An 18933-nucleotide genomic window follows, 5' to 3' on the forward strand; every position below is an offset into this window, starting at 1 on the left:
AGCTTTCTTCACAGTTTCCTCACCTTTGTTGAATATCATAAAATATAGTCCAGATTCTTTTTATTGATGAGATAAACTTTATGAAATGGCAACAATTAATTCTAGCTTTCCTAGCCACGATTTGCTTGATATTTGCAGGCAATGCCCTGGCGCAGACTGATATCAATATCAACAATACTAACCTGATTCGCTTTGGTGGAAATATCATCGTAGCAGAGAATCAAGTTGTCGAAAATGCCCATGCTTTTGGGGGAAGCGTTACGGTTTCTCCTAATGCCAGAGTTTTGGATACTGCGATGGCGTTTGGCGGGGATGTCATCCTGAAAAAAGGAGCGCGGGTGGAGGGTGATGCTTACTCCTTTGGTGGCAAAATCGTGCAGGAACCAGGTGCGATCGTTAGTGGTGAACGTGCTACATTTAGCGATCGACATGGCATGATGTATGGCTCTAATCGCGGCAGAAGTAGCTTCTTTGGTCAGTATTTCTTCAGTGCCCTTTTTAGAATTTGTTCCGCAGTAGTAGCAGCTATTTTAGGACTGATTATTTTGCATAGCAGCCCACAATTCCTACCGAATTTGGCGGCACAATTGCGTCAAAGTCCCGGTTTGACAGCTTTATGGGGGATTGGGGCGATCGTCTCCTTTGTCTTTGCCACCGTGTTTCTAGCTGTTACGCTCATTGGGATTCCCCTGATTCCACTCCTGAGTCTGACGGCGGTTGTCACGGCTCTAGTTGGCTCATTAGGCGTAGCGCTTTTTGTCGGTCAACGTGTAGTTGGTAAGGGCGATCGATCTTTGCAGCAGCAGTTTTTGGTCGGTTTGGCAATTCTAACTATTCTGACACTAATTCCATTTTTCGGAGGGTTAGTAGTTTCCCTGATCAATCTGTTCGGATTAGGTGTCATCTTACTGTGGCAATTTGGTAGAGAAAAACCCGAAATAGCTACTCAGTAATTAGGAATATGTAAATTTTCACAACTCAAATTCAGGAGAAATTTATGATATTTGGAAAGTCGATTCAGACCATATTGATCGGACTTGCGATCTGGTTTTGCCTCTTAGTTGGACTTGGGCAAAACCCGACCATTGCCGCCATTCGCGAACTAGAGGAAGCACCAGGACAGATGGTTTATCAATCGCGGCAAACCCTCACAGATCAGCATGGCCATAACTGGCAAGCGATCGCCTTTAAACGCATCAGCCCAGATAACCAGACGAGTTTCGATCTGCGGTTGGTGGGTTTTCCTGGAGTGACGAAGATCGATCGCACTCAACCTCTAACTCTGACTGATTCCCTAGGAAAAACACTCACAGCTACCGAAGCTTCTAGTGATATTTTCACCGAGGGGGCCGTTCCCGAACCCAACGTCGGACAGTATAACCTCCAGCCATTATTACCGCAGTTGCAGGCGGAGATTCCTCTGAAATTATCATTACCAACTATCGATGGTGAACCTGTTAGCTTGTCAGTCCCACCATCTTTAGTCGAAGAATGGCAGGCTGTTGGCAGTTATAAATCACCATAAAATCTAGGTAAATATTATGTGGATTAAGTGGACTACAATTATTGTTTTTTCAATTTTCCTAAGCTTGGGAATGGCTATCATTTATGCTGGCTATCGATGGCAGTCAGATACCGATCGCCTACGAGCCAAATTAACAAATGGACGGCGGACAATTAAGCCCAAAATCTATGACCAGAAAGAGATTGAAGGCTTGCCAGCACCCGTACAGCGATTTTTTTGGACAGTTCTTAAGGACGGACAAGCGATCGCCTCTGCGGTCAAACTCTCTCAGCAGGGACTGTTCAATATGAATGAAATGGAGGATAAGTGGAGTCCGTTTACTGCGACTCAACTTGCGATCGCTCAACGTCCGGGTTTTGATTGGGATGCACGCATCCAGATGGCACCAGGAGTTAATGCCTTTGTCCATGATACCTATATGTTAGGAGAAGGCAGTTTACACGCATCATTACTCGGTCTTTTTACCGTTGCAAAAATGCACGGTGCCGCTGAAAACAATCAAGGTGAATTATTGCGCTTCTTGGCTGAGACTCCTTGGTATCCGACTGCATTATTGCCCAGTCAAGGTGTGCGCTGGGATGCGATCGACGATACATCTGCCCGCGCTACTTTGACGGATGGCGCAACAACTGTCTCCCTCGTATTTCAGTTTAATGCTGAAGGTGCGATCGCGACTTGTCGGGCTGAAGCTCGTTATCGCGATAAGCTGACTGCGATGCCTTGGTGCGGCCGATTTGGGGAATATTCAGTTCGCAATGGGATGCTGATTCCTTTAGAAGGCGAAGTTGGATGGGAGTATCCAGAAGGCATTCGGCTCTATTTTAAAGGAAGAATTACAGAGATTGACTATGAGTTCGCATCGTGAGCAACTAAATCAATTTATGTAAATTTTACTTTAAACCAATGGAGACAAAACAATGAAAACAAAACGATACTGGTTGCTATCATGTTTAGTAGCTTTGAGCATATTCTCAGGCTGCTATTTCAATATTGGTAATAACGGGGTTAGAGGCTCCGGAATCGTCAAAATCGCATCCCAAGAAGTGGCTGGATTCTCATCGATTTACTTTAAATCTGTGGGCATGGTCAAGGTACAGCAAACGGGAAAAGAATCCCTCACAATTAGCGCTGAGGACAACATCTTGCCCCTCCTAGAGGGTCGTGTAGCCGATCGCACCCTGTATCTCGGCACTGTCAACGATGCCGCCATCAATCCAACCAAGCCCATTGAGTTCGTAGTGGAAGTCAAAAGCCTAGAAGGCTTGCACCTGAACGGTGTCGGCAGTATTGAGGCAAAGGGTATCCAAAGCAAGCGGTTGTCGGTTTCTCTGGATGGAGTGGGTAGCATGGCGATCGCAGGTAGCGCAGATGTACTCGATCTGACCCTTTCCGGGGTCGGAGGCTTCCAGGGCGAGGAGTTCAAGACTAAGCAGGCTACCGTTCGGAACAGTGGCGTGGGGAGCGCTGTGGTTAATGTGAGCGAGCAGTTGGACGCGACTGTATCCGGCGTGGGGGCGATCGAGTATGTTGGTTCTCCCCAAGTCCGGGAGTCTGTGGAGGGTTTGGGGAAGGTCAAAAAACGGTAGCTTTTAGCAAGTCGCAAATTGATTTGGCTTCAGAATTCCAATTCTTCATAAAAACTATGCCTTAAGAAGAATACTTTCGTCAATTTTAAAGAGTAAACTAATAACAAAATTACATTTATCCTGTGGCTTATTCAACAGTTGACAGTTGACAGTTGACAGTTGACAGTTTGAGAGCGACCTCTACCTAGAAAGAAGAGGATTGGAGTAATGAATAGTCTAATTTTAATTTTCCCAAAAAAAGACTGTTAACCACTTCTTTCTGGTAAAAACTATAAGTCTCAAAAAATAATGAACAAAGGAGTTCCAATGACAACAAAAACAGGGCTGTGGATTGACCATCGGAAGGCTAGTATTCTGACTATTACTGAAAAAGGGGAAGATAAAAAGGAGATACTATCGGAGGTAGAAAAACAGCCTAGGCGATCGGGTGATTCACCGCTTAAGGGTAGCTATGAATCATCTCAAGTACCCGCAGATGATAGTCGCCAGAGATATTTTACGGGAGAACTCAATACTTACTACGATGAGGTGATTGCGTGTATTCGTGATGCAGAGTCTATTCTGATATTTGGCCCTGGTGAGGCAAAGGATGAACTAAAAAAACGTCTTGAATCAAATAACCTCGGTAAACGTATCGTCGGTATTGAGACAGTTGACAAGATGACGGACAATCAAATCGCGGCCAAGATTCGACAGCACTTTGCCGAGTAGCGTTAGATCGCAAAAATATTCAGCCAAAATTCAATGCGCGATCGACAAAGATTTGTGTAAGTAATTCAATTCAATTCATACCTCTTAAGTAAGTAGACGCTAATAAAACAAAGTATGTTAAGTAATTTGACAATTACTGAGATTGGTTCGTAGTGAGGGCTTTAGCCCTTTTTTACAGGGCTAAAGCCCTCACTACAAACCTTGAATTATTTACACCGACTTACTTACTACATTTAGACCATAAACTCATGGAAACCAGAGAAGATACATTGTTCGATCGCACATTCCGGGACAGCGAAGGCAAAATTGTCATAGCTCAGCCGCCAAATCTACCACTGATTGTCTGGATTGTAGCTAGTTTGTTAAAGCTCATTTTTACAACAGGCAAAATTCATTTAGGGTTGGATTTAGTAGCTTTTGGTGTCTTATTTACTTGGGCTTGGGAAGAACTGTTTCAAGGCGTTAACTACTTTCGTCGAGCATTAGGTCTAATTGTGCTTGTCGGTCTGATTGCGTCAAAAATTCAATAAGTAGACAAGCATGAATAAACTCAACATCGTGGAGTACAAGCATAATGATATCTGCGACAACTCATAAAACCAACACATATCATGTCATCTTAATTTGTGGGGCGGCTGCTCTCGGTGGCTTTTTATTTGGTTTTGATACTGCTGTAGTCAATGGCGCAATTATAGCCCTAACAAAAGCGTTTAATGCCGGTAGCTGGTTGACGGGTTTGGCAGTATCTCTGGCTTTGTTAGGCTCTGCGCTGGGAGCCTTCTGTGCTGGACAGATTGCAGACCGTTACGGTCGAGTCAAAGCAATGCTAATTGCCGCAGGATTATTTACGATCGGCGCTCTTGGATCGGGATTTGCTTTCGGCATTTGGGACTTTATCTTTTGGCGATTGCTGGGAGGGATTGCAGTTGGTATTGCTAGCGTCATTGCACCAGCTTACATTGCCGAATGCTCGCCTGCTGATATGCGTGGCAGGCTGGGATCGCTCCAGCAATTGGCGATCGTCCTGGGAATCTTCGTTGCACTATTAAGTGACTATTCTATTGCCGCATCGGCGGGTTCAGCAGAACTACCATTTTTGTTTGGGATAGCTGCTTGGCGCTGGATGTTCTTGACAGCAGCTATTCCAGCCGTGATTTATGGCATGGCTGCGTTGGCGATTCCTGAATCTCCGCGATATTTAATAGCTCAAGGGCGAGAACAAGAAGCTTCTATAATTCTTACAAAAATTGTGGATGGTAACGTCTCGTCAAAAATTGTAGACATTCGGCAAACTATTTTGAAAGACCGCAAGCCTAACTTGTCTGACCTTTTTGGAAAAAGTGGCAGACTATTACCGATTGTTTGGATCGGCATCAGTCTATCAATATTGCAACAGTTTGTTGGTATCAACGTAATTTTTTACTACAGCAGCGTTTTGTGGCGGGCTGTTGGTTTTTCTGAACAAGATTCTCTCAAACTCACGATAATTACAGGAGCGGTTAACATTATAACGACGTTGATTGCAATTACTTTTATCGATAAGTTTGGTCGCAAACCTTTGCTGCTTGTCGGGTCGATCGGCATGACCGTAACTTTAGGTACATTGACCGTTATTTTCGGGAATGCAGCCTTGGATGCCTCTGGTAATCCAACACTGAGCGGATCTGCTGGAATCATCGCCCTTCTAGCAGCCAACCTGTATGTATTTTGTTTCGGTTTTTCGTGGGGCCCTGTGGTTTGGGTGCTTTTGGGCGAAATGTTTAATAACAAAATTCGGACATCAGCACTATCGATCGCCGCCGCAGTACAGTGGATTGCAAATTTTGTTGTCTCTACAACCTTTCCTCCGCTATTACAATATTTTGGACTGGGTGTGGCCTACGGTCTTTACACAATATCGGCAGCAATCTCAATCTTTTTTGTTGCCTTTTTTATTAAGGAAACCAAAGGAATGGAACTCGAACAAATGTAATCTTTGGCATACCAGAGGACGGATCGTGATTGCGACAATTGATAACTTCACCAAACAAATTCTTGACAATTTGAAACCTGCTACGACAATCTTCTTAGCAATGGCGAGGATGGAAGAAACACAAAAACCAACCTTGTCAGCTATTTCTAGCAGATTAGATGCAGAAGTAGCTGCGAGAAGTACAGAGAACTCAGACAATATTCAACCAAAATTATCGGGGATTAATTGACATGAATAACGAATCTAATGCTTATCTGTTGGGTGGTGGTATCGGCTCTTTGGCAGCCGCAGCCTTTATGATTCGCGACGGCGGATTCCCTGGCAAAAATATTTTTATCCTAGAAGCAAAGCCCATGTTAGGCGGGAGTTTGGATGGAGCCGGGAACCCTGTAAACGGTTATTCGCTGCGGGGAGGACGAATGGTAACAACCGACAATTACGAGTGCACTTGGGATCTTTATAAGTCAATACCTTCCCTGAGTTCACCCGGCAAAACGGTATTTGATGAAACTATGGAGTTCAATGAGCAGCACAAGTCAAATTCTATGGCGCGTCTAGTTGACAGCCGTCGTGGGAAAGTCCCCGTGAGTTCGATGGGCTTTTCTATGCAAAATCGTGAGGAATTGCTGAAACTCACCTTGGCTGATGAAAATGATTTGGGCACTAGCTGTATCACAGATTGGCTTTCTCCTGAATTTTTCGACACTGAATTCTGGTATATGTGGGCGACTACATTTGCATTCCAGCCGTGGCATAGTGCCGTTGAATTCAAGCGTTATTTGCATCGCTTTATGCTCGAATTCTCTCGTATTGAAACCCTCGGTGGGGTGAAGCGAACTATCTACAATCAGTACGATTCATTGGTTCGTCCATTGCAGAATTGGCTCGCAGCTCAAGATGTTAATTTTATCCTAGATTGCAAGGTGACGGATCTTGTTGGTGGAGTCTCTCAGAATGAGAATCGCAACATCGAAGAGAGCAAGTTTGTGGTGACAGGCATTCATTATCAACAAAATGGTGAAAGCAAAACGATCGCAGTTAAAGACACGGATCTGGTTTTTCTGCAAAACGGATCTATGACAGATGCCTCAAGTTTGGGATCGATGACGAGTGCACCCAAAAAGCTGACTAAACAGGACTGCGACAGTTGGAATTTGTGGGAAAAACTGGCGGCACAAAGCCCAGATTTTGGGAATCCTGCTGCTTTCAACAGCAGCATTGCAGAGTCTCTCTGGGAGTCTTTTACAGTCACATTGAAAAACCCCGCATTTTTCGATAAAATCGCCAAATTTAGTGGCAATCAACCGGGCACTGGAGGGCTGATTACGTTTAAAGACTCAAACTGGCTGATGTCGATCGTCCTTGCGTATCAACCCCACTTCATAAATCAGCCTGCTGACGTACAGGTTTTCTGGGGATATGCTCTTTTTCCCGATCGCGTGGGCGATTTCGTTCCCAAGCCGATGAGCGATTGCAATGGTGCAGAAATTCTGCGAGAGCTCTGTGGCCATCTGCGATTCGATTTGGATACCGTGGAATCGGCAAACTGCATTCCTTGCCGGATGCCGTACATCACAAGTATGTTTATGCCTCGTTTACGCACGGATCGACCGTTACCGATTCCTCGTAGCTCGAAGAATCTAGCTTTCATCAGCCAGTTTGTCGAAATTCCTGATGATGTTGTTTTCACGGTTGAGTATTCGGTGCGAGTTGCTCAAATGGCGGTATATCAATTCCTAGGTATCGATCGGCAAATTCCACCAATTTCGCCTCATGACAAGTCACTGCGAGTACAGTTTGAGGCTTTAGTTAAAGCGTTTAAATGAGTTTTGTCTAAGTAGATATAGCGATCGTAAATCATTTGTGAATTTCTTGCTCCCTCCCCTGATTCATGGGGAGGGCTGGGGTGGGGTTAAAAATTTACGATTCATTTAGGATCGCTATAGGGAGATGGGCTTTAGAAATTTTCATAGTTTGGTGGCTGCTGCTGCTTTTGTGCGAACAAGGTTGCTTGCGAAAAATTAAAAATTAGGTAGAAAATCATGAATACAGAGTCCGCATTTTGGAGCTTGTCCACAGAGCAGGTGCTCCAGCAGACGCACTCTACAGCCGCAGGATTAACCCGTGCTGATGCATCACAACGCCTGAGCCAGTACGGTGCAAACAGCCTCAAACAAACACACAAATCAAGTGCATTCGTGCTGTTGCTCAATCAGTTCAAGAGTCCGATTATCGTGATTCTGATTTTGGCAGCGGTGCTATCGATTTTTCTGAAAGATGCCCTAGATGCCATCATGATTTTGGCGATCGTTATCATCAGTGGATTGTTAGGATTTTGGCAAGAGCGAGGAGCGTCCAACGCTGTCGAAAAACTATTAGCTTTAGTGCAAGTTAAAGCCACTGTGTTGAGGGATGGTCAATCTCAAGAAATCCCCAATGAGGAAGTAGTTCCGGGGGACATTGTGGTGCTTTGTGCGGGTAAAAATATTCCCGGCGACTGTCTAGTTTTAGAGTCAAAAGATTTATCGGTGAATGAAGCAGCACTGACAGGAGAAACCTATCCGGTTGACAAATTAAATGGTGTATTGCCCGCTGAAACTGGACTAAATCAACGCACCAATTCCCTTTATATGGGAACCAATGTGATTAGTGGAACGGGGAAAGCAGTAGTTGTTCATACTGGCAAAGACACTGAATTTGGCAAGGTATCGGAACGTCTAAAACTAAGACCTCCCGAAACGGATTTTGAACATGGATTGAGCAAATTTGGCTACTTTCTGATGGAAGTAACGCTCGTTTTAGTCGCTCTAATTTTTGCCGCCAACGTCTACCTGCATCGCCCTGTGCTGGAATCTTTTATGTTTTCTCTGGCGCTGGCGGTGGGTTTGACTCCCCAATTGTTGCCAGCTATAGTCAGCGTTAACCTGGCGCGCGGTGCCCAGACAATGGCGAAAAAGCGGGTGATTGTGAAGCGCTTACCTGCGATCGAGAATTTTGGCAGTATGAACGTGTTTTGCACGGATAAGACGGGCACGCTGACGGAAGGAGAGGTGAAAATTAACTCTGCGGTTGATGTGGAGGGGAAAGATAGCGATCGCGTTTTACTTTATGCTTATTTGAATGCCGCCTCTGAGTCTGGTTACGTGAATCCGATCGACAAAGCAATTCGCGAATACAAAACATTCGACATTTCGGGTTATCAAAAACTAGATGAAGTCCCCTATGATTTCAACCGCAAACGTCTCAGCATTCTGTTCAAAAAAGAAAGCACGCATTTAATTATTACGAAAGGCGCGCTGAAAAATATTTTGGATGTTTGCTCAACCGTTGAAACTGCGGAAGGAAAAACGATCGACATTACAAACGAGCGACAAAAACTCCACCAACAAGCGGAAGATTTGGGTAGTAAAGGATTTAGAGCCTTGGGTGTGGCTTATCGGGATTGCGAGCGCGATTCCTTCAGCAAAGATGATGAAACAAACATGACTTTTCTCGGCTACATTGCGCTTTTCGATCCGCCCAAACCGGGCATCGCTGACACCCTCAAAGAGTTGGAAATGTTGGGAATTACTCCGAAGATGATTACTGGAGATAGCAAGGCAGTTGCTATGAGTATTGTTGAGCAGGTAGGACTATCTGAACCAAAGGCTTTAACAGGTTCTGAACTAGAAAAGCTCAGTGATGAAGCTTTGATGCACCGAGTACAAAATACAAATGTTTTTGCCGAGGTAGAACCAAACCAAAAAGAGCGGATTATCATCGCCCTCAAAAAAGCGGGGAATGTGGTTGGATATCTAGGAGATGGCATTAACGATGCTTCTGCGCTTCATGCTGCTGATGTTGGTATTTCGGTAGAAAGTGCTGTGGATGTGGCGAAGGAAGCTGCTGATATTGTGTTGATGGAAAAGGATTTGAATGTCCTGATCGAAGGTGTTAAGGAAGGACGAATTACCTTTGCTAACACTTTAAAATATGTGTTTATGGCAACTAGCGCTAATTTTGGTAATATGTTTAGCATGGCGGGAATTTCCCTGTTTCTGCCGTTTTTGCCTCTGTTACCCAGTCAGATTTTGCTGACGAACTTATTAACTGATTTCCCGGAATTGACGATCGCAACAGATCGCGTAGACAAGGAGTTAGTCAGCAAACCGCGCCGGATGGATATCAAGTTTATCCGCAACTTCATGATCGTGTTTGGCTTGCTGAGTTCCATCTTTGATTACCTGACGTTTGGGGCGCTGCTGTTGCTGCTACACGCGCAACCACAACAGTTTAGAACCGGCTGGTTTTTGGAGTCTGTCATCTCGGCTTCGATGGTTGTGCTGGTCGTTCGTACTCGCAAATCTATTTTCGACAGTAAACCGGGGAAATACTTGTTGATGGCGACGCTGGCTACCTTAGGAGTGACGATCGTTATTCCTTGGACACCTTTGGGAAGGCTCCTACGGTTTCAACCGTTGCCGTTGAGTTTCGTGTTGGTGCTGGGCGCGATCGTCCTGTTGTACGTTACGGCGGCTGAGAATGTGAAACGAGTGTTTTATCAACGAGTGAAATTTTAGTCGTTAAGGCGCAAAACTTAGGCATGAAAAATCAATAACTTAATGAATCGTTAGATATAATTAAAAACAGAGATAGCTTACTTATTTGACCAAAACAGAGTTCAAATTGCAACTTTTTCTAGCGAAATGTGGTATGTGTTTTTAGACAAAAATTAGGTTTAAATTAGGAAGTGCGATCGCCGATAAGTCAGTAATGACCCAAGAATGGCAAAATACTTTGATTCAATCGTGTAGGGGCGATCGTACTTTCAACAGTTCTGAATACAGAAACCCAGTTGCTTAAAATAATACAATACGCTTGGGTTAAGACAGAGTCCCCTAAGCCCCCTTCAAAAAAGGCGGGGACAAGAATCCGATCAAAGTCCCCCTTCTTAAACCGGATTTAGCAGCGTGGTTTTATAGTAATCATAGAAATAGGTACGTAGTTGGGCTTCAGCCCTCTTTAGACATATAGATAAAGAGGCTGAAGCCCAACTACGTACCTTTATTAATATGAGAGTTGCGTCTGGGACGCTAACCGACTTTTGAGCGATGCTTTCGGTAGTTTCAGATTTCTTTTCCCAGAATAAAACTACCCTGCTTCAGAAGGGGAATGCGCGGGGAATCTGGACTCGGATAAAAGCGAGATGATTCAATCGTTTCAGACTTAAGTTGAGACCAATACTTACTACCTAGCCCAGTCAGTACCGCGCCATATCGTGAAAAACAAGACGCTAGAAATCAACGCGCCCAGCAGCCACTTAACAGCATTTTTAAATAACCCCATGCGCTGATTTGACTGCACCGTGGCCCTTTGCGCCTGCAAACGTTCCTTAGCCGGAGTAATTCTCGAAAGAATTTGGCTTTTCAATTCCTGCGGGTTTTGCGTATTCGCTTGCACTCCCAAACGGCTAAGTTCCCCAGCCAAAGTCTTTAAATCTTCAGGAGTACCCTTATTCAGCCGTTCTTCTACTTGCTGCAATTGAGCTAATTGTTGGTCGGCTTGAGTAGTAATTTGCTTGTCGTTTTGGTTGTTGACATAGATAGTGCCAAAAATTCCCAAGGGCATCATCAACAGAAAAATCACCGCCAGCAGCAGACAAACCCAAGACAAAACTTTCAAAAGAATGTTTTCCAAACTTCTGCGGTCATATCCTTCGCCAAAAAATATCAGCGCCATTGCCAATAGAGGAACTGGCACCCGTTCCACTACAGCGCCAATTGTCTGCAATTCCCAGACACGATTGCCAAAATTTGCTGGTATCAAAACTGCGATCGTATCTAATAAAGATAGAATTAATAGACCGTAGCCAATCCAACGCAGCCTGTAGATAGAAAAACCTTGCTCGCTTTGTACGTCATTCATAAGACAATCACAGTTGTTGTTAACAAAAAAATCTCTCTCAATCCGCTAAAAACGGATACAAGCTACAGATTGAAGCAGTCGAGTCTCCAAATTTTAGACCCAAGTTAGAACTCTCAGATTCATCTGCCATTGTAAATCTCAAATCTCAAATCTCAAATCTGAAATTGACTGACTTAAGGTTCCGGAAATCGCGGCTGCCACCACCCATACCAAGAAACCCAAGCATTTTCTAGCAGTTTTTGGGCATTTTCTGGAGTTGTTTTATCCAAAGGCACAGACATCTGAGTCCACAAACATCGCCTGTCTTGAATATTTCCCCTACCCAACAGCCAAAACAAAACCCGGTTTGGCTGCCAATCGCGAGTGTTGCGATTGTATCTAAACTGTTCGGCAGTGACTGTAGCACTGCCGCGAGGATTGATACACGAACTCAAATACAATCGATTTTGCTGTTGCAAAATTCCGTGAAACCCCGCGCCTTGAGTGTTTGCTAATGTTAGTTTACCAGGAGACGACTTCAGAATAGTATGTCCCTTCATCATACTTTCCACATCCCCGATGGTACCTACCACATAGCGCATCTCTATTTCTATAGCAATGTTACTTTTTTGATATTCATACTTTCTGGCAACCTTGACTTCTGAGGTATCGCTAATTTTCAGCGGCGCGCTGTTTTGTAGTTTCCACTCTGCTAGAGGCACCGTAGAGGGAAATTCAAACTTGGTTGCATAATTATTGCCTTTCGAGGGATAGAATGTCAATTTGCCTGCGACTAATAAAACTCCTGTAAGAGTAACAGCCAAAAGAGAAATTCTAACTGGTTTCCAATAGGTAATAGCCATTATTAATTTTCTTGCTCCTGATTTTGTGGTTCGTTTTTTAAGATGGCAAACCAGCAGAATAACCCGAAAATCAATACAGCAATCATCGAAAAGACTACCGAACCATTTCCTTCGTGCCAGTATTTAAATGCTTCGGGTTGAGATAATGATACTAGCACTGCCATGAGAGCAACTCGGGCTGCATTAACTACAAATGCAATCACGACTGCAAGGATTGGTACTACAATTTTTTGCGCCACAGTTGTAGGAAACATCAGTAAGAAAACCAGGGCTAGTCCTAGCAATTGTAGAATTGCATTCACCCCCGAACAGCCGTGATATACTTCGACGCTGCCCTTTTCTAGGATGAGAAAAACTCCTTTACGTTGAACTTCAAATCCTATATAGTGCAGGAGAAAATTTGAAAATTTTGCTGTGTATAGGGCTACATTAGCAAATACTCCGATCAATCCGGGAGGAATAGCTGTATAGGCAAGAATTAGCAGTTCCTGCCAATATTGTTTCAGTCCTTTGGTGCCGGAAGCTAGCAACGCCAGACTGATTCCTATCAAGAAAGGGGAAGCCCTGATAAAAAAGTCGTATCCAAATATCGAAGAACTTTTGAGCAAGATAAAAGCAATTAAGGAGGCTCCAAAGAAGCTGGCGAAAATTCCGCTTTCAAAGGTTAAGGATTCGTGCCTTTCCCAAATGAGAAATGCTACAACTCCCCAAAACAGTAACATTGTGCCAAATAGGTCTGTGTCGTTGGTTCTGGAAGTCAGAGTCAGTTGCACGCCAATCAAACCGGAGGCGATGCCTAACAGCCAGTATTTCGGTTCTTGGATGTGTTTGAGCCAGTTGATTTCGGTCATTGCTGCTTTCTGTTTTTACTAAAAACTTTTAAAATGCTTAACTTCGATCGCTCTTTTGAAATTATCAGCTACAAACAGTTGCTTTTATGGGATATGAATGAAGTTTAACTAAATCTTCACATACATTGACAATTGTCAATGTATGTGATAAATGTAAAAGTCATTGTTGGTCGTTATTTGTTGGTTGTTAAGTATTAGGTGTTAATTACTGGTTTTAATAACTAATAACTAATAACCAATAACTAATAACCAATAACCAATAACCAATAACCAATAACTAATTAGCGTATATCTTGCTGTAGTAAGTTTGATATTCCTCGGAAAGCAGGGGTTCCCACCACTCGCGATGGGCTAAATACCATTCCACGGTCTGCCGCAAACCTTCTTCAACTGTGACTGAGGGAGTCCAACCTAACTCTGTTTTAATTTTGTTGGCATCAATAGCATAACGCCGATCGTGCCCGGCTCTATCTTTGACAAATGAGATCAGTTGTTCGCAAGGACGTGCGGGCAAATCAGCAGCTAATTCGTCCATTAGTTGGCAGAGCATTTTGACTAAATCGAGATTTTTCACCTCGTTGTTGCCGCCGACATTGTAGGTTTCCCCGGGCTGGCCGCGGTTGATAACGGCATCTAAGGCGCGGCAGTGGTCGAGCACGAACAGCCAATCTCGGACGTTTTGACCGTCGCCGTATACTGGTAGCGGTTTGCCCAATAGCATATTGATGCACATTAATGGAATCAGCTTTTCGGGGAAGTGATAGGGGCCGTAATTATTGGAACAGTTGGTGATGATTGTTGGGAGCCCGTAGGTGTGGAAATAGGCGCGGGCGAGGTGGTCGCTGCCAGCTTTGGAGGCTGAGTAGGGACTGTTGGGGGAGTAGGCGGTTGTTTCGGTAAATGCTGGGTCGTCGGGGCCGAGACTGCCGTAAACTTCGTCGGTAGAAACGTGGAGGAAGCGCATTTGTGATTTGACAGACGAATCATCAATTACTTCCCAATGCTTGCGGAAGGCTTCTAAGAGTGTGAAGGTTCCGACTACGTTGGTTTGAACGAAGGCGCCAGGCCCGATAATCGATCGATCGACGTGAGATTCTGCGGCAAAGTGGGCGACTGTGTTGATGTTTTCTTCTTTCAGCAAGGTATCGACTAGGGTACGATCGCAAATATCGCCTTGCACAAACCGAAAATTTTCTCCTCCTTCCAAACTTGCCAGGGTTTGTCTGTTGCCGGCGTAGGTTAAAGCGTCGAGCACGACTACTCGATCGCCCGGATAGCTGCTGCACCAGTGATGCACAAAATTCGAGCCGATAAATCCAGCCCCGCCCGTCACCAACAATCGATGAGGATGTCGCTCAATGCCTTGATTCCCGCTGTTTGTCATAAAAATAAAAGTTTTTCCAATAAATAAGCCTTTTCAAAAGTAGCCTTAAAAGTAGTTTTTCATCAAGTGTGGGTCGCCCTGTGATTAAAATTTCTATTGTCTGACTTCAGATTTTCTAATTTGGGCGCGATCGCAATATTGACTCGGTTGACTTTAATTTATAACGGCTTGTTTGTCAAAACGCTTGCTTAACAATGGTTTCAGCTTTTTTACCTGGCAACTTTAAATTTCAAGGGGGATTGAGAGATGTTGGCAGTTGCGATCGATCTGTGATGTGGGCGGCGATCGCTTGTTGATAGATTTGTAAAGAGCTGTTACCATTAATTTTTTAATTATCCTTTACAAAATCCAGAGCACCATGAAGAAGTTTCAAGTGTTAGCTGGCCTTGCTTCCACCGTCGCGATCGCGAGCAGCATCGCCATAGGTGACGCTGCATCTGCTTTCCCCTGTTCCTACAAAAAATCTGGGGCCGCTCAATCTGCTTCTGGGCCAACGATAGTAGGTTCCGACGGCTCGGATCAAATTAATCCGTGGAAATCCAACAAAACAGTAGCTCTCGGTTTCTTAGGTTTGGCTGGGATTTTGGGTGGAGGTGCGGCCTACATGAGCTACCGCGCCGGTCAACGCGCCTCTGCTGCTTGCGCTGCGATGAGCGATAATTTTGAAGTTTTTGAAGAGTCGCTAGATCCGATCGCAGATACAGGTGTAGCTGAGCCAGTAGAAACGGTTGCAGGCGTTCGCGAACACCCGGAAGCTCCGGGCGGCGAGCTGGATTTGCCCGTAGCGCAAGTTGCCGAGGTGAGTTCGGAAAGTGCGATCGAACCAGTTGAAAGTGCGATCGTCAAATAATTATATCAAACCAAAGTATTCGCACAGGTAGCCTCCAGTCCCAAGGCTGGAGGTTTTTTGATGGGAAATTATTAATATCAAATCCCGTAGCATCGGAATTATTCATCTCTCTTGTCTCTCTCTCTGTGTTCTCTGCGGCCTCTGCGGTTAAATCATTCCGATGCAACCGGAAGCGATATAATTTGTACGCCGAATCGCGATCGGGCGCAATAACCTGCAACCTGGATCTTTTCATCGTTGGAATCCGGTTGCTGCGTCAGTTATTTGTGGAAGCAACTAACTCAATAGACTTGAATTGCGTAAATCTTTGATGCTAGAAGAAAACCGCAGATGAAAGCTGATTAACGCAGATAATTTCGAGATTGGAAGGCGAATGCTGGCAATTAGAGTATCTTGCCGATACTTGAAGTTTACCTGAGTCAAAACGAGACTGTGCGCCGAGGCGATCGCTCAAAATGCCCTCGATCTCAATCTGAGGTTAGACGGCAAGAGTTCAAATCGCCTGCTATCGTTGGAAATATAGCCCTACAGATGACAAAGTATAGGTTATTATGAATGCTTGGCGCGATCGATTCAATCAATTTACGGGTAAAACTCGATTTGCAGTTTGTCGCATCTTCCTTCAGCTAACAGGCGAAGAAGTTGCACCGCTGTTAGGAATTCTCAACCGCACCGCCAGAGAAGCAATTGATGCCGATGGCGATGTAGCAGTGTTAGGAGAAGGGCTGGTTGAAATTTGCAATCACCTGTTGCAGTATGACAACTACTGGCGAGCAGCCGCTAATGAAGGCGATGTTTTTTGGGATGAAGGCGAAACAGGCGATTATGTGGATGAACTTTTTACTGATTCAGCCGATCGCTATCTCAGCGAGCCTCAATACAGCACATCTGTTTCCGATAAAAATTCCCCCTTGTCTTTACCAGTAACTAGAAATGTGGTGGTAATGTTGACAGTTGCCTATGAAGGTGAAGTTCCGGCTCTAGAAACTGACCTCGCTGAGATCGAGGCCCTGAAAGTCGGTTTAAAAGCACTGATTAATTTACATTACCAAGAAAGGCTGCGAGCGGTGCAAGTTCACTTTTCTCCCGCACAGTTGGGAGACGAACTTACCAACGACCAAGTTTTGGTCAATTTCCCAGAACTCATTCCTCTTTAACAATGAGAAAAATCAAAAAATTGAATTGGCAACCCGCGAACACAATTCGCTATCCTCACAAATAATTGTGACCGACGCGCGCTAAAATAAAAGAGTAAAAATAAACAAGGTTTGTAGTAAGGACTTCAGTCCTCTTCTTAGGAATCAATCAAGAGTTTAGTCTAGTCCAAAGTGCGATCGGGTGTTTGGGAAAGAGATATTCCCGACTGCAATTAATTCGTTCGTAGCAATGACAAAAAACAGTGTTAACCCAAGCGTATTGATGACTAATTACCAATGCCCAATGCCCCATTCCCAATGCCCCATGACTAATTATTATCATGCTGCGAAAACTGACAATTTATTTAATGGCTTTAACATTCTTGTGGACTGCAACTGCGTGCGGTTCTCCTCGCACAGAAACTCCTGTAAATCCGGCACCAAATCCTCCGGCAAATCGGAGTGTGAATACACCGCGTCAGGCACCGAGCAATAACTTGGCTCAAGGTCAATATGCCGTACAACAAGCTACCTACGACGATAGTGACGGCGAATACAATTTGATGTTGCTAAATACTCCCCCCGGCAGTACCCCAGTTTACCGCACTACCGATTTGCAAATGGCTCGCTTGACGGCCGAAGAAATATCGGCAGGGAAGAAAAGTTATCTAAATTTGGATAACAATAAAGCGAGCTTGCATTTGACAGAAGATTTTAAAATTGAGTACGTTCACAACGTGACTGAAACTGTGAATAATCCTCAAACCGGTCAGCCGCAAACAGTGGTAGTGAGACAACAATCAGGCTTCTGGGCACCGTTTGCTGGGGCTTTGGCGGGTCAGGCGATCGGCAGTTTGTTATTTAGCCCGCGATATTATATGCCGCCTATGTATCAGCCGGGAATTATGACCGGATATGGCGGGTATGGGAATACTTACGGCCAAGCTGTCCAGCAGTATCAAACTCGCTACCAAGCCCCGCCTGCTGCTGTGAGAAACCGTCAAGTTTTAAGGACGACCGGCCGCTTGCGATCGCCCACATCGAACGTGCCAGTAAGACGCCCAGCAGCGCCCGGGGCCAATCGATCGACCGGTTCGGGTTACGGCGGCAGCAATTTGAGGCGATCGCAGCCCGGTCAAAATCGAAACAGGCGGAGTCCGAGTTTTGGTAGCGGGAGGGGTTCTCGCCAACCGAGTCGCAGTCGTTCTTTCGGAAGCGGCAGAAGGCGCTAAGAATCTATGGTGCGTCGCCCTCGAATATCTGCGCCTGAGTAGGAAGTTTGTCAAATTCACGCACCCTACAACTTAAGTTGTGTCACCCTTTCTAAAAGCCGATCGTCAGGAAGCTCTTGGGTTTCATCATCAAAGGCTGTCAGTACATCTATGCCTCGACGACGCAATTGATCGGTAATAGCTTGGGGAACATGAACATCCATGTACAAAGCAATAGCCATTTACAGCAGTCCTTTAGCTTTCATGCGAATGTAGAAAGGTGATTTGGCTGCTTGTGTCATATTTTCTTGTACTTGCTGCCATTCTTGATTAATTTCGCGATCGATTTCTTCTTGATGATCGAAATAGTAGCCCATTGCGGCATGAGCTTCTGCTGGCGTTAAGTAAAGGTGCTGGCGACACATTTCTTCCACTGACCAACCATAAGCCAAATAGTCCATCACGATTTGCGATATTCGGATGCGTGGTAAGCGTTGTAATCTTGCCGGCAGATTATCCTGCTTTTGGATATGTGGGTAACTTAGAGATAGCATACTGGCGGATATTTACCACTAAACTAAATATGATATGCCAAATTATAACATTTTTGTCTTTACGGTTGTTTGCAATGATGGTGTATGGTATCTACCTTGAAGACTTAATTTTATCAAGAACCTGTAATATCTTCTTTGCATAGGCAAATGCCTGATCTTGGGTTTGGCACTCCGACGCTCGAATTCGCTCAATAGTAATTGCTCAACCCCCTTGACAAGAAGACAAGATAGACATTAGATAAAGGAATGGAAAAACTACCCGACCTAAAACAACTATCGGACGAGGCAAAAGAAGCCTTGATAGTAGAGCTATGGGAGAAAATCCAAAAACTCAGTGCAATATTAGCCACCTACGAACCAAAACCAGAGCCAGAGCCATCTCCTAAAAAAACGAGCAAAAATTCTAG

General features: G+C 44.7%; 19 protein-coding genes. 13 read left to right on the forward strand and 6 right to left on the reverse strand.

Translation table 11 applies throughout. From position 1 onward, the window contains the following. The first annotated feature begins 80 nt into the window (after positions 1 to 80). The 10 genes from QZW82_RS28230 to mgtA all read left to right on the forward strand — a co-directional run bounded on the left by QZW82_RS28230 (position 81) and on the right by mgtA (position 10353). A complete protein-coding gene (locus QZW82_RS28230) occupies positions 81 to 953 on the forward strand; it encodes a hypothetical protein (RefSeq protein ID WP_293156323.1) in 873 nt (290 codons plus the stop codon). Between the two features lie 44 nt (positions 954 to 997). Beyond that, the gene (locus tag QZW82_RS28235; protein ID WP_293156326.1) at positions 998 to 1525 is read left to right on the forward strand and encodes a DUF3122 domain-containing protein; all 528 of its coding nucleotides are present in this window, start codon (positions 998 to 1000) and stop codon (positions 1523 to 1525) included. A 70-nt stretch (positions 1526 to 1595) separates the two neighbouring features. Then, positions 1596 to 2390: a DUF6544 family protein gene (locus tag QZW82_RS28240; protein ID WP_293156329.1), complete on the forward strand. Its 795-nt coding sequence runs from the start codon at positions 1596 to 1598 to the stop codon at positions 2388 to 2390. 52 nt (positions 2391 to 2442) lie between these two features. After that, positions 2443 to 3111, forward strand: coding sequence for a DUF2807 domain-containing protein (locus QZW82_RS28245; protein ID WP_293156332.1), 669 nt, complete (start codon positions 2443 to 2445; stop codon positions 3109 to 3111). 288 nt (positions 3112 to 3399) lie between these two features. Beyond that, positions 3400 to 3822, forward strand: coding sequence for a hypothetical protein (locus QZW82_RS28250; protein ID WP_293156335.1), 423 nt, complete (start codon positions 3400 to 3402; stop codon positions 3820 to 3822). Positions 3823 to 4070: 248 nt separating this feature from the next. Continuing rightward, positions 4071 to 4352 (forward strand): hypothetical protein, encoded by a 282-nt coding sequence (locus QZW82_RS28255; RefSeq protein ID WP_293156338.1) that lies wholly within the window; start codon positions 4071 to 4073, stop codon positions 4350 to 4352. A gap of 44 nt (positions 4353 to 4396) precedes the next feature. Then, positions 4397 to 5794, forward strand: coding sequence for a sugar porter family MFS transporter (locus QZW82_RS28260; protein ID WP_293156341.1), 1398 nt, complete (start codon positions 4397 to 4399; stop codon positions 5792 to 5794). Between the two features lie 25 nt (positions 5795 to 5819). After that, positions 5820 to 6023 (forward strand): hypothetical protein, encoded by a 204-nt coding sequence (locus tag QZW82_RS28265; protein ID WP_293156344.1) that lies wholly within the window; start codon positions 5820 to 5822, stop codon positions 6021 to 6023. A gap of 1 nt (position 6024) precedes the next feature. Next, on the forward strand, positions 6025 to 7620 hold the full coding sequence (locus QZW82_RS28270; RefSeq protein ID WP_293156347.1) for an oleate hydratase: 1596 nt from the start codon (positions 6025 to 6027) through the stop codon (positions 7618 to 7620). A gap of 216 nt (positions 7621 to 7836) precedes the next feature. Next, positions 7837 to 10353 (forward strand): magnesium-translocating P-type ATPase, encoded by a 2517-nt coding sequence (gene mgtA, locus QZW82_RS28275; RefSeq protein ID WP_293156350.1) that lies wholly within the window; start codon positions 7837 to 7839, stop codon positions 10351 to 10353. A gap of 667 nt (positions 10354 to 11020) precedes the next feature. Here the strand turns inward: mgtA and QZW82_RS28280 are convergent. From QZW82_RS28280 to rfbB, 4 genes are all read right to left on the reverse strand, one after another. After that, positions 11021 to 11698 carry an HpsJ family protein gene (locus QZW82_RS28280; protein ID WP_293156353.1) on the reverse strand — a complete coding sequence of 226 codons (678 nt, stop codon included), beginning with the start codon at positions 11696 to 11698 and terminating at the stop codon, positions 11021 to 11023. 173 nt (positions 11699 to 11871) lie between these two features. Next, positions 11872 to 12540, reverse strand: a complete 669-nt coding sequence (locus QZW82_RS28285; protein ID WP_293156356.1) for a cyanoexosortase A system-associated protein — start codon at positions 12538 to 12540, stop codon at positions 11872 to 11874. Positions 12541 to 12542: 2 nt separating this feature from the next. After that, complete coding sequence (gene crtA / locus QZW82_RS28290) at positions 12543 to 13391, reverse strand: cyanoexosortase A (protein WP_293156359.1); 849 nt, start codon at positions 13389 to 13391, stop codon at positions 12543 to 12545. Positions 13392 to 13668: 277 nt separating this feature from the next. Beyond that, complete coding sequence (gene rfbB, locus QZW82_RS28295) at positions 13669 to 14775, reverse strand: dTDP-glucose 4,6-dehydratase (RefSeq protein ID WP_293156362.1); 1107 nt, start codon at positions 14773 to 14775, stop codon at positions 13669 to 13671. A gap of 358 nt (positions 14776 to 15133) precedes the next feature. Here rfbB and QZW82_RS28300 point away from each other — a divergent pair, with 358 nt between their 5' ends. The 3 genes from QZW82_RS28300 to QZW82_RS28310 all read left to right on the forward strand — a co-directional run bounded on the left by QZW82_RS28300 (position 15134) and on the right by QZW82_RS28310 (position 17993). Further along, positions 15134 to 15625, forward strand: coding sequence for a hypothetical protein (locus QZW82_RS28300; RefSeq protein WP_293156365.1), 492 nt, complete (start codon positions 15134 to 15136; stop codon positions 15623 to 15625). Between the two features lie 551 nt (positions 15626 to 16176). Beyond that, positions 16177 to 16782, forward strand: coding sequence for a DUF1517 domain-containing protein (locus QZW82_RS28305; RefSeq protein WP_293156368.1), 606 nt, complete (start codon positions 16177 to 16179; stop codon positions 16780 to 16782). Between the two features lie 320 nt (positions 16783 to 17102). Beyond that, positions 17103 to 17993 (forward strand): hypothetical protein, encoded by an 891-nt coding sequence (locus tag QZW82_RS28310; RefSeq protein ID WP_293156371.1) that lies wholly within the window; start codon positions 17103 to 17105, stop codon positions 17991 to 17993. A gap of 65 nt (positions 17994 to 18058) precedes the next feature. On the opposite strand, the gene QZW82_RS28315 is transcribed toward QZW82_RS28310, so the two are convergent. Both QZW82_RS28315 and QZW82_RS28320 read right to left on the reverse strand, forming a co-directional pair. Beyond that, complete coding sequence (locus QZW82_RS28315) at positions 18059 to 18214, reverse strand: hypothetical protein (RefSeq protein WP_293156374.1); 156 nt, start codon at positions 18212 to 18214, stop codon at positions 18059 to 18061. Next, positions 18215 to 18526 (reverse strand): DUF433 domain-containing protein, encoded by a 312-nt coding sequence (locus QZW82_RS28320; protein WP_293156377.1) that lies wholly within the window; start codon positions 18524 to 18526, stop codon positions 18215 to 18217. Positions 18527 to 18933 lie beyond the last annotated feature (407 nt).

It is taken from the genome of Microcoleus sp. bin48.metabat.b7b8b9.023 (genome assembly GCF_013299185.1).
Taxonomy (GTDB): domain Bacteria; phylum Cyanobacteriota; class Cyanobacteriia; order Cyanobacteriales; family Microcoleaceae; genus Microcoleus.

What these genes read in the sequence shown, in the direction of transcription:
- QZW82_RS28230 (WP_293156323.1), top strand. Translation starts at nt 81, where the DNA reads ATGAAATGGCAACAATTAATTCTAGCTTTCCTAGCCACGATTTGCTTG.
- QZW82_RS28235 (WP_293156326.1), top strand. Translation starts at nt 998, where the DNA reads ATGATATTTGGAAAGTCGATTCAGACCATATTGATCGGACTTGCGATC.
- QZW82_RS28240 (WP_293156329.1), top strand. Translation starts at nt 1,596, where the DNA reads ATGGCTATCATTTATGCTGGCTATCGATGGCAGTCAGATACCGATCGC.
- QZW82_RS28245 (WP_293156332.1), top strand. Translation starts at nt 2,443, where the DNA reads ATGAAAACAAAACGATACTGGTTGCTATCATGTTTAGTAGCTTTGAGC.
- QZW82_RS28250 (WP_293156335.1), top strand. Translation starts at nt 3,400, where the DNA reads ATGAACAAAGGAGTTCCAATGACAACAAAAACAGGGCTGTGGATTGAC.
- QZW82_RS28255 (WP_293156338.1), top strand. Translation starts at nt 4,071, where the DNA reads ATGGAAACCAGAGAAGATACATTGTTCGATCGCACATTCCGGGACAGC.
- QZW82_RS28260 (WP_293156341.1), top strand. Translation starts at nt 4,397, where the DNA reads ATGATATCTGCGACAACTCATAAAACCAACACATATCATGTCATCTTA.
- QZW82_RS28270 (WP_293156347.1), top strand. Translation starts at nt 6,025, where the DNA reads ATGAATAACGAATCTAATGCTTATCTGTTGGGTGGTGGTATCGGCTCT.
- mgtA (WP_293156350.1), top strand. Translation starts at nt 7,837, where the DNA reads ATGAATACAGAGTCCGCATTTTGGAGCTTGTCCACAGAGCAGGTGCTC.
- QZW82_RS28280 (WP_293156353.1), bottom strand. Translation starts at nt 11,698, where the DNA reads ATGAATGACGTACAAAGCGAGCAAGGTTTTTCTATCTACAGGCTGCGT.
- QZW82_RS28285 (WP_293156356.1), bottom strand. Translation starts at nt 12,540, where the DNA reads ATGGCTATTACCTATTGGAAACCAGTTAGAATTTCTCTTTTGGCTGTT.
- crtA (WP_293156359.1), bottom strand. Translation starts at nt 13,391, where the DNA reads ATGACCGAAATCAACTGGCTCAAACACATCCAAGAACCGAAATACTGG.
- rfbB (WP_293156362.1), bottom strand. Translation starts at nt 14,775, where the DNA reads ATGACAAACAGCGGGAATCAAGGCATTGAGCGACATCCTCATCGATTG.
- QZW82_RS28300 (WP_293156365.1), top strand. Translation starts at nt 15,134, where the DNA reads ATGAAGAAGTTTCAAGTGTTAGCTGGCCTTGCTTCCACCGTCGCGATC.
- QZW82_RS28305 (WP_293156368.1), top strand. Translation starts at nt 16,177, where the DNA reads ATGAATGCTTGGCGCGATCGATTCAATCAATTTACGGGTAAAACTCGA.
- QZW82_RS28310 (WP_293156371.1), top strand. Translation starts at nt 17,103, where the DNA reads ATGCTGCGAAAACTGACAATTTATTTAATGGCTTTAACATTCTTGTGG.
- QZW82_RS28315 (WP_293156374.1), bottom strand. Translation starts at nt 18,214, where the DNA reads ATGGCTATTGCTTTGTACATGGATGTTCATGTTCCCCAAGCTATTACC.
- QZW82_RS28320 (WP_293156377.1), bottom strand. Translation starts at nt 18,526, where the DNA reads ATGCTATCTCTAAGTTACCCACATATCCAAAAGCAGGATAATCTGCCG.